This is a genomic window from Nocardiopsis oceani, from assembly GCF_054777395.1.
Genome location: NZ_BAAHAR010000006.1, coordinates 155,212 through 163,929, shown reverse-complemented (window position 1 = coordinate 163,929; position 8,718 = coordinate 155,212). Strand labels below are relative to the sequence as shown.

At 71.3% G+C, this 8,718-nt stretch carries 6 protein-coding genes; 4 read left to right on the top strand and 2 right to left on the bottom strand.

Annotation, left to right across the window (positions count from 1 at the left end; translation table 11 throughout):
- Window positions 1-218: 218 nt before the first annotated feature.
- Entirely contained in the window at window positions 219-1,730 is a 1,512-nt protein-coding gene (locus ACYVDG_RS05130) for an MFS transporter (RefSeq protein ID WP_460747127.1), read from the bottom strand.
- Window positions 1,731-1,833: 103 nt separating this feature from the next.
- On the opposite strand from ACYVDG_RS05130, the gene ACYVDG_RS05125 reads away from it, so the two are divergent.
- The gene (locus ACYVDG_RS05125; RefSeq protein WP_460747126.1) at window positions 1,834-2,724 is read left to right on the top strand and encodes a helix-turn-helix transcriptional regulator; all 891 of its coding nucleotides are present in this window, start codon (window positions 1,834-1,836) and stop codon (window positions 2,722-2,724) included.
- Here ACYVDG_RS05125 and ACYVDG_RS05120 read toward each other — a convergent pair.
- The gene (locus tag ACYVDG_RS05120) at window positions 2,714-3,871 is read right to left on the bottom strand and encodes a hypothetical protein (RefSeq protein ID WP_460747125.1); all 1,158 of its coding nucleotides are present in this window, start codon (window positions 3,869-3,871) and stop codon (window positions 2,714-2,716) included. The genes ACYVDG_RS05125 and ACYVDG_RS05120 overlap by 11 nt on opposite strands.
- A 429-nt stretch (window positions 3,872-4,300) precedes the next feature.
- Here ACYVDG_RS05120 and ACYVDG_RS05115 point away from each other — a divergent pair, with 429 nt between their 5' ends.
- The 3 genes from ACYVDG_RS05115 (at window position 4,301) to ACYVDG_RS05105 (ending at window position 8,651) form a co-directional block, all read left to right on the top strand.
- Window positions 4,301-4,669 (top strand): hypothetical protein, encoded by a 369-nt coding sequence (locus ACYVDG_RS05115; RefSeq protein WP_460747124.1) that lies wholly within the window; start codon window positions 4,301-4,303, stop codon window positions 4,667-4,669.
- Window positions 4,670-4,764: 95 nt separating this feature from the next.
- On the top strand, window positions 4,765-6,945 hold the full coding sequence (locus ACYVDG_RS05110) for a CRISPR-associated protein (RefSeq protein ID WP_460747122.1): 2,181 nt from the start codon (window positions 4,765-4,767) through the stop codon (window positions 6,943-6,945).
- Window positions 6,946-7,079: 134 nt separating this feature from the next.
- Window positions 7,080-8,651 (top strand): alpha/beta hydrolase, encoded by a 1,572-nt coding sequence (locus ACYVDG_RS05105; RefSeq protein ID WP_460747120.1) that lies wholly within the window; start codon window positions 7,080-7,082, stop codon window positions 8,649-8,651.
- Window positions 8,652-8,718 lie beyond the last annotated feature (67 nt).

The following is an 8,718-nucleotide window of genomic DNA, read 5'->3' as shown; positions in this document are numbered from 1 at the left end:
CCCCCACGGGCAAACCCCACCCAACAGCCCCCACCCAACAGCCCCAACCCACTGAGCACCCACCACGCCTGAACCCACCCACCCAACAAACCCCACACCCCTGTCCGGTCAGTGCACCTAGGCCACGTTTCAACAGGATGCGGCGGGGCCGGGGTCGGGGCGGGGGCGTGCGGCAGGACGCGGTGGGGCACGCGGCCGGGCACCAAGTCCGGACGCGCTCAGTTCTGGTGCTCGACCGCCGGTGTCCGTGTGGATTCCTCGCTCTGCTTGGGCAGCCAGCGCAGGGCGAGCAGCGCGACGGCGAACGACGCGGCGCTCGCGACGGCCGCGGCGACGTGCATCCCGCTCAGGAAGGCTGTTCGGGCGCCCTCGGCCATGGCAGCGGACAGCCCTGGGGCGTCCAGCGTCTCGGTCAGGGTTTCCGCCACGTCGGGCCCCTGTAGGCGAAAGACCAGTGCGGCGGCTGATCCGAGGAGGGAGACACCCAGCGCGTTGCCGAGTTCGTTGCTGGTCTCGGCGATGGCGCCGGCCGATCCCGCGCGTTCCTTGGGTACGGCAGAGACCGCTGTCTCGGCGACCACGCTGAACGAGATGCCGTAGCCGACGCCCGCGATGACGGTGGAGGTGATGAACCAGGCGACTCCGGCCTCGGTGGTGGCCGGGAGCAGCAGGGCGAGCCCGGTACCGACCAGCAGGTGCGAAGCGGCGAGCGCGGTCCGCTTTCCGAACCGGTGGAAGAACTTGGGCGTCGCGATGCAGGTCACGGTGAGTGTGAGGGCGCCCGGAACCGCCAGCATCGCCGCGGTGAGGACGTCGAGGCCGAGGACTGACTGGAGGTAGATGCCGGTGAGGTAGCTTGCCGCGGACCACACGAAGAGGGACAGCAGCCCGGTGGCGATTGCGAGGGAGAAGACGCGCTCCCGGAACAGGGAGAGGTCGAGCAGGGGGTGTTCGAGCCCGCGCTGCCTGCGGAGGAACCACCACAGGAGGCCGACTCCGACCACCGCCGTGGCGCCTTGGGACCAGGCGAGCCCGTGTCCGGCGGCGTCCTTGACGGTGTGCACGGTCAGCAGCAGGCCTGAGGTCGACAGGACCACGCTCAGCGCGTCCACCCGCCCGGGCCGGACGCCGCGCACCTCCCGCAGGACGAGGGGCGCGAGCACGAGGAAGGCCAGGACGACGGGGATGTTGATCAGGAAGACCGATCCCCAGGCGAACGTGCTCAAGAGCAGTCCTCCCGTGGCCGGGCCGATCGCGATACCCGCGGCGAACGTCGCCGCGAAGAGCCCGATCGCCTGGGCCCGCTGTCTGGGGTCGCGGAAGAGTTCGCTGATCACCGCGAGCCCCGAGGGCAGGAGGGTGGCTCCGCCCAGTCCCATCAGCGCGCGGAAGGCGATGAGCGCCTCCGGGGAGGGTGACAGCGCCGCCCCGACCGACCCCGCGCCGAATACGGTCGCGCCGATCATCATCAGTCTGAGGCGTCCGTAGCGGTCCCCGATGCTGCCGAAGGTGATGAGCAGCGAAGCGACGACGAACCCGTAGATGTCGAGGATCCACAGGGACTGGTCAGCTGTGGGGGAGAGGGCGTCGGTGATGCGGGGCATCGCGAGGAAGAGGATGGAGTTGTCCATCGCGACCAGGAGGACCGGGCCCAGGACGACGGCCAGGCCCAGCCAGGAGCGGCGGCTCGTCCGGTTCCCCGGAGAGCGGGACGTGAGTTGTTCATTCATGGATCCGACAGTGGCCGCCGCTCCGAGAACCAGCCAGAGCCGTGCCGTGGGTATCCCTGACAGGTGCAGGCGCCACCGAGCCGTCCGGACCTACGATCGGGGTATGGAACTCGAGAGCCTCGGTACCTACCTCAGAAGCCGACGGGACCGTGTCACCCCCGACGACGTCGGCCTGCGCGTGTACGGTTCGCCGCGCCGCGTTCCCGGGCTGCGGCGTGAGGAACTGGCCCAGCTCGCGGGGGTCAGCGCCGGGTATTACACGAGGTTGGAGCAGGACCAGGCGGGCACGGCCTCAGTGCAGGTGCTCGACTCCCTGGCCCGTGTGTTGCGGCTCGACGAGGTCGAGGTGGTCCACCTGCACAACCTGGCGGGCCGCCCGCCGGTGGCGCGCCTGGTCCGGCCGCGGCCCGAGGAGCCGCATCCGCGGGTCCTGGCACTGCTGGGATCCCTCGGGGAGGGGGCACCGACGGTCCTGCTGGGCCGCCGAGGCGACATCCTGGCCTGGAACCGCGCCGGGCACGCCCTGACCGCCGAACACTTGGACTTCGACGCGCCGACCGATCCCGAGAACCGTCCGTCGGCGCCTCGGATGTTCTTCCTCGACCCGCTCACCCGCGACCTGCACCGCAACTGGGACGAGCTCGCCGTGGTGCACGTGGCCTACCTTCGCCTGACCGCCGGTCGGCACCCCACCGACGGGCGTCTGGCCGAGCTCATCGGGGAGCTGATCATGCGCAGCCCCGAGTTCGCGGCACTGTGGTCCGAGGTGGACGTGCGCGACTGCACTGTCGGGACCATGCGCCTCCAGCACCCCACCGTGGGCGCGTTGGACGTCGACTACCAGTGCTGGCTCCAGCCCGACAGCCCGGACCACCGGCTCGAGGCCTACACCGCCCGCTCCGCCTCCGACCGCGACGCCTTGCGGCTCCTGCCGATCCACCGCTCCGGGGAGTCGAAGCCGGCGCGTTCCGGCGGCACACGCTTCAGCCGCTGATGTTCTCGGCGAGGGCGTCCAGGAGGTCGGCGCGGCGGTCCGGGTCGTTCTGGGCGTCCCGCCAGCGTTCGGGTACCGGTGGACCCTCCTCCAGGAGACGGCACAGGAGCGTGTCGAGTGCGCCGGGTGGATCGGCGTCGAAGGCCGCCCGGTGGGCCTGGGCCCGGGCGGTGAGCTCGTGGGCCAACCAGCTCAGCCACCGTTGTTCACTCTCCTGGAGGACCTCGGTCCGAGGGGCGTCCTCACCGTAGGTGCTGTCGGCACCGGGAGGCTGGGCGGGGACCGGGGTGTAGGGCGCGCTCCGGGACCGGCCTCGGGCGCGTTGCACCAGGGCGAAATGGTCGGGCATGCGCAGGGCCATTCTGCTGAGTACCCCGGTCAGGCGGCGGGCCACGTCCTCGCCGCTCAGGTTGGGCAGCAGCTGGCGCAGGAGCAGTCGGCGGCGCTGGTCGGCGGTGCGGCCGGGGTCGGCGTCACGCCCGGAGGCCAGTTCGGCGAGCTTGCGCAGCAGGTAGTCGCCGGTGGCGGTGGAGACCATCGGTGGTTCCTTGACCGTGGTGAGAGACCGGCCGTGCAGGTCGGCGACGGGCACGGCGCTGCCGTCCTCAGTGAAGGAGACGGACTCACCGGGGTGGATGTCCTCGGGTAGGTCGGCGGCCGGGTTGCCCCATCCCGCGGTGAGTACCAGCAGGGCCAAGGCTTCCTGCTCGATCACGTCGGTGGCGATCCGGGCGACGTCGCGCCTTTGGGCCCAGCGGCGGGGGCGTTCGGAGAAGATGCAGCGGAGCTGGCCGCCCTGGCCGCGGTGCGGGTAGACGTGGCGCAGGTTCTTGTAGGAGCGGTCGCGGCGCACGTCGTCCAAGGCGTCCCGGAGCCGGTGCGCGGCGCCGCGGTCCACGCCCCTGTCGTCGGGCAGGGCGCGGGCCATGCGCATGGCGACGACGCTGTGCGGGTCACCGGCGTGCTCTGGGCACGGGCAGTGTTCGACACACAGCTCGACGTAGTCGCAGAACTGTTCGGAGTGCCCGGCGCAGTCCTGTGCGGTTCCGTCCGCGGAACATGCTCCGCAACCCAGTGCACGCGTGAAGACGTGCAGGAAGGCGGTGGAACGGAACAGCCCCCAGGCGGAGCAGTGGTGTTCACTCACGAACTCTTCTCCCCGAGTGATTCGGGGCGGGGACGTTCCCCAGCCCTTCCGGGGAGACGCGCTGACGAGCTGTGAGTCCTTCGGTGACACTCCTGCGTTAACGGGAGGTCATACAACAAAATAGGTCCGTTGGTGCTGAACTGTCAATTGACGACCATGATCCTGAAAAAGACCGCGAGTGCAATTATTGGATTAAACGGTCATAGGTCACAGGTGTCTCAGAATGAACAGGGGTTTTCGCTCCGAAGAGATCCCCGTGCCCGATCCCGATCCCGACCCTGCCCCCTGGCCCCTGGCCCCCGGCCTCCGGGGCCGGTGTCCGATCCGGTGTCCGAGAGACTGCGGTGAGGGCCTCGGAACGGGGGGCGGCGCGGAGGGCCGGACAGCGTGGCCGAGCGCCATGGATCGAGAAGAACGGGAGGCCGCCGGATGCCCGTGGTCAATCTGACGCCGCATGAGGTGAGAATCGTCGACGAGCAGGCGCGCGTGATCCGGAGCTGGCGCAAAGCACCGGATCCGGCCCGGGTAGAGGCGGTGCGCACTCCCCTGAATCCGGTGGAGGGTCTGCCCCTCCTGGCCGAGAGGCGCAGCCGCGCGGTCCTGCCCGAGCCGAGGGAGGGGGTGTGGTACATCGTCTCCTCCGTCGTGAGCTCGGCCCATCCGGAGCGGGACGACCTACTGGTGCCCTCCGATTTCGTGCGGGACGACAGGGGGATGGTCACCGGCTGCCGTTCATTTGTGCTCACGTCACCGAAGGGGCGTCCACCAGCGCGCGAACCGGAGAAAGCACTCACGTGATCCATTCCGGGCGCGGTTGAGTAATCTGGCCCCTGCTCCTGTAGCCCGGAAACGGCCGGAAACGGCTCGTTCCCACCCGTGTGGGAAAGGAAACCGTGGACGAACCCCGAGTCGCCGTCGTCCTCGTGGGGCAGAACCCCACCCCGGCCCTGCTGGCAGCGCTGACCCTGCCCGTCGACCAGCTCATCCTGGTCTCCAGTGACGGCACCCTGACGGTCGCACGCCGGGTCGCCGACGCCGTCGAACGCCTCGCCCCCCGCATCTCCGTGCGTGTGCTCAGCGTGGGCCCGGACCCGCACGACCCCCGTCCGGTCACCGCGCTCCTGGATTCCGTCCGCCGCGCGCTCTCCGGGCGGCCCTGGTACCTCGACTACACCGGCGGAACCAAGGTCATGAGCGTGGCCGCAGCTCTGCACCATGAGAACGCGCTTCCGCCCGTGGCCCGCCGCTGGCGCCACTACCTGGACCCCCGCGTCGACGTGCTGCGCACCGCGGACACCACCCGCTCCGGGCGCCCGGTGCACGGCCGAGGCGTGGACTTGCGCACGCTGGCCGCGATCCACGGGGCCCACTGGTTGGACGACCGCGACCCCGAACCCGTCCGAAGGTTCCTCGAAGGCGGTACGGGCGCCCTGGCCGACGCGTTCCCCCGCCTGCCCGAAGGCGAGCGGAACGGGATCGCGGCCGAGGGGCGCGTTCTCGCCCATCTGAGGCGCCTGCTGAGCGGACGGTCCGATACGGAGGTCCTCGGCGCCCGACGCGTCGCCGACCCCTTCCGCCGTGGCGGTTCGATCGCGGACTTCGACGTCCTGGTCCGCCACCGGCACCGCGTGCTCTGCGTGGAGGCCAAGACGCGTGCCGAGGACGTGGTCGCCCGCGCCGGGTGGACCGTGGCCAAGGCCCGACGGGTCTTCGGCAGTGCCACCCAGGTCCTCTTCGTCTACGCGGGTCCTGTCGTCTCCGAGCTGCGTGAGGAGATCACCTCCTACAACCCGGCGCTGTCGGCCCGCCACGTCCACACGTGGAACCTGGACACCCTGCTGGAGCGGGTGACCTCCTTCGACGAGGTGCGCGACAGGTTCTTTCCGGTCCGGGCCGCCGCGCCCCCACCCGGGCCCCGCGGCGCGGCCGCCACGTCCGAACCCGCAACCCGTGTGCCCGCACGGCCCTCCCGCCACCCGGGCCCGGACGACGGGCCTTTGCTCGTCACACCGCTCGGTGGAAGCAGACTGGGCACGCTCGCAGCCGTGCACGCGCACCGCCCGGCCCGCACCCTCGTGCTGCCCTCCAACCAGAGCCTGCGCGCCAAGGTGCGCGACGCGGTCGCCCGCACGCTGCATGCGGCTGAACACCCGGACGGCCCTCCGGCCGACCCCGACACCCTGCGTTCCGAGGGCTACCGGAACCGGGTCCGGCTGGCCGCCGACCCCGTGGACGGTTACGACGCCGACGCCGTCGCGGCGGTCGCCCTCGAGTGGATCGAGCGGGAGCGCGGGGAAGGCCAGCCGGTGGCCGTCGACATCACCACCGGCACCAAGGCCATGAGTCTGGGACTGGCCAAGGCCGCCCGCCTCAGCGGAGCCTGTGCCACCTACCAGCGGGCCCGCGACCGGTCGGTGGTCTGCCTGAGGCACGGCCGGAGCGAACTCGAGGGACGCGCCAGCATCGACTGGCCGCTGGTGCTGTCCGGTTACGAACCCTTGCCGTCCGAGGGGGCCGCGCCGCCGGATGCCGGGGCCCTGTCGGGTCTGGTCACCGGCCCCGCGCGCGACCAGGTGGACGTGGCACTGCTCGACCTGGCCGCCGACGAGCTCCGCACCGCGGCCACGGGCCGGTGCCGGGTGTGGTGGGACGCCTCCCTGGCCGACCCGGACTCCTTCCTGACCGCGCAGGAGCGGCCCAGTCTGGTGCTGACCTTCGACGACCGCGCGGTGGGCCTGACCGCTCCGGCCCGGAGCCGGAGACGCACCTTCGACGGACCGCTGCGGGACGTACGTCCGGGCGCGTGGGCCCAGAGCGTGTTCGCTGCGACACTGCACCTGAACGTGCGCTGTGATGTGGCCGGTACGGTCCTGGCCCTGACCAGGCCGGGAGGCGACGTGTCGCGCGCGGGGGAACTGGTGGACTGGATCGCCCAGGTCGACGCGGGCGATCGGACCGACCCGGCCGAACACGCTCCCGGCCTCTGCTTCGGTGAACCCCTGCGTCCCCTGGTCTTGGCGGTGGACCCGGACCGCCCCCCGGAGCTGCTGCGTACGGACGCCTCCAAGCTCTGACCCCGGGGCGATCCGTCCGCCCGACCCACACCCCGCCAATCCGCGCCCCGCCCCCGTGCCCCGCACCGGCCGGTGCGCCAAGATGGGGGGCGGGGCGCGGCGGCCTGGCCGCGCGGGATCGAAGACGGCGGAATATGCGGTACACGGGCGGTTGGGTCCTGGCAAGCGCGGCGGTGTTCTTCCTCTCCGGCTGCGTTCCGGGGGCGGAGGAACCCGAGCCCCCACCCGTGGACAGCGTCGACTGGACACCCTGCTTCTCCGACTCGGAACTGGACGAAGCGCCCGAATGGGGCGGCGACCCGGACTGGCTGGAGACCCTGGAGTGCGGGACCGTCGCAGTCCCGCTCGACCACGGCGATCCCGAAGGCGCCACCGTCGGGCTGGCCTTGGCCCGGCAGCCCGCCAGCGGGCGCGCGGACGAGCGGATCGGTTCGCTGGTCCTCAATCCGGGCGGACCCGGCGAGCCCGGTGTGGAGATGCTCGACTTCCCCTTCCTGGACGACGACGTGCACGCCGCCTTCGACGTGGTCTCCTTCGACCCGCGCGGGGTCGGCGAGAGCGAGGGCTTCGCCTGCGGCGACTGGTACGCCATGGACGAGGCCCGCCGGGGCGTCGCCGACCCCGAGAACGTCACCGACACCGACCTCGCCGCTCTGGAGGACACCGCCAGGGACTACGCGGACAGCTGCGCGGAAACGGTGGGGGAGGAGTTCCTCGCCAACATGGGCACCGTCAACGTGGTCCGCGACCTCGACCTGGTCCGCGAGGCCCTGGGCGATGAACAGCTCACCTACGCCGGCTTCTCGTACGGCACCCATATCGGCGCCCTGTACGCGGAGATGTTCCCCGAGGACACCCGGGCCCTGGTCCTGGACGGCGCGGTGGAGACCGAACGCCCCAACGTCGAGATCGCCGCGGAGCAGGCCGACGCCTTCCAGGGCACTTGGGACCAGTTCGTCGCCGGTTGCGTACGGCGCGGTGACTGCCTCTTCAGCGGCGAGGACGAGGCGGACGCCGAGATGGGCGGGCTCCTGGATCGGCTCGACGACGACCCGCCCGAAGCCCGGGGCATGCCGGTGGACGGGTCCGCCCTGTTGGGGATGGTCAGCATGGAGCTCTACTACGAGGCGGCCTGGGACGAACTGGCCGACACCCTCGCCGCCTTGGACGAGGACCCGGAGGGTGCGGGGCCCCAGCTGGACCGCCTCTACGACAACACCTTCGGCCAGTACGAGGAACGCGACGCGGACGAGGGCGAGCGGGACCCCGTTCCGGGCTCCGGGGAGTTGGACTCCGAGGCCGCCCTCACCGCCGTGAACTGTGCGGACCGCTCCGACCCGACCGACCCCGAGGTGTACCGGGACACGGCCGAGCGGGTCGCCGGGGAAGCGCCGTTCTTCGGTCCTGACCTGGTGTGGGAACAGCTGCCCTGCGCCTACTGGGCCGATACCGAGGAGGCACCGACCGGGTTCACCGCCCCCGACGCGCCGCCGATCCTCGTTGTGGGCACGGTCGGTGACCCGGCCACCCCCTACGCGTGGGCCGAGGAGCTCAGCGACCAGCTGGCGACCGCGGCCCTGCTCACCTATGAGGGTTCGGGGCACACGGTCTACGGCTACGGCAATCCCTGCATCGACGAGGCGGTTGACGCCTACCTCCTGGACGGGGACGTCCCGGAGACCGGGTACTCCTGCCCGCCGTGGTGACACCCCTGGGAGGCCCCGGCTGGTAAAGACCGGCTGGTAAAGAGCAGAGGAACGCACTGTTTACCCG

What these genes read in the sequence shown, in the direction of transcription:
- ACYVDG_RS05115 (WP_460747124.1), top strand. Translation starts at nt 4,301, where the DNA reads ATGCCCGTGGTCAATCTGACGCCGCATGAGGTGAGAATCGTCGACGAG.
- ACYVDG_RS05125 (WP_460747126.1), top strand. Translation starts at nt 1,834, where the DNA reads ATGGAACTCGAGAGCCTCGGTACCTACCTCAGAAGCCGACGGGACCGT.
- ACYVDG_RS05105 (WP_460747120.1), top strand. Translation starts at nt 7,080, where the DNA reads ATGCGGTACACGGGCGGTTGGGTCCTGGCAAGCGCGGCGGTGTTCTTC.
- ACYVDG_RS05130 (WP_460747127.1), bottom strand. Translation starts at nt 1,730, where the DNA reads ATGAATGAACAACTCACGTCCCGCTCTCCGGGGAACCGGACGAGCCGC.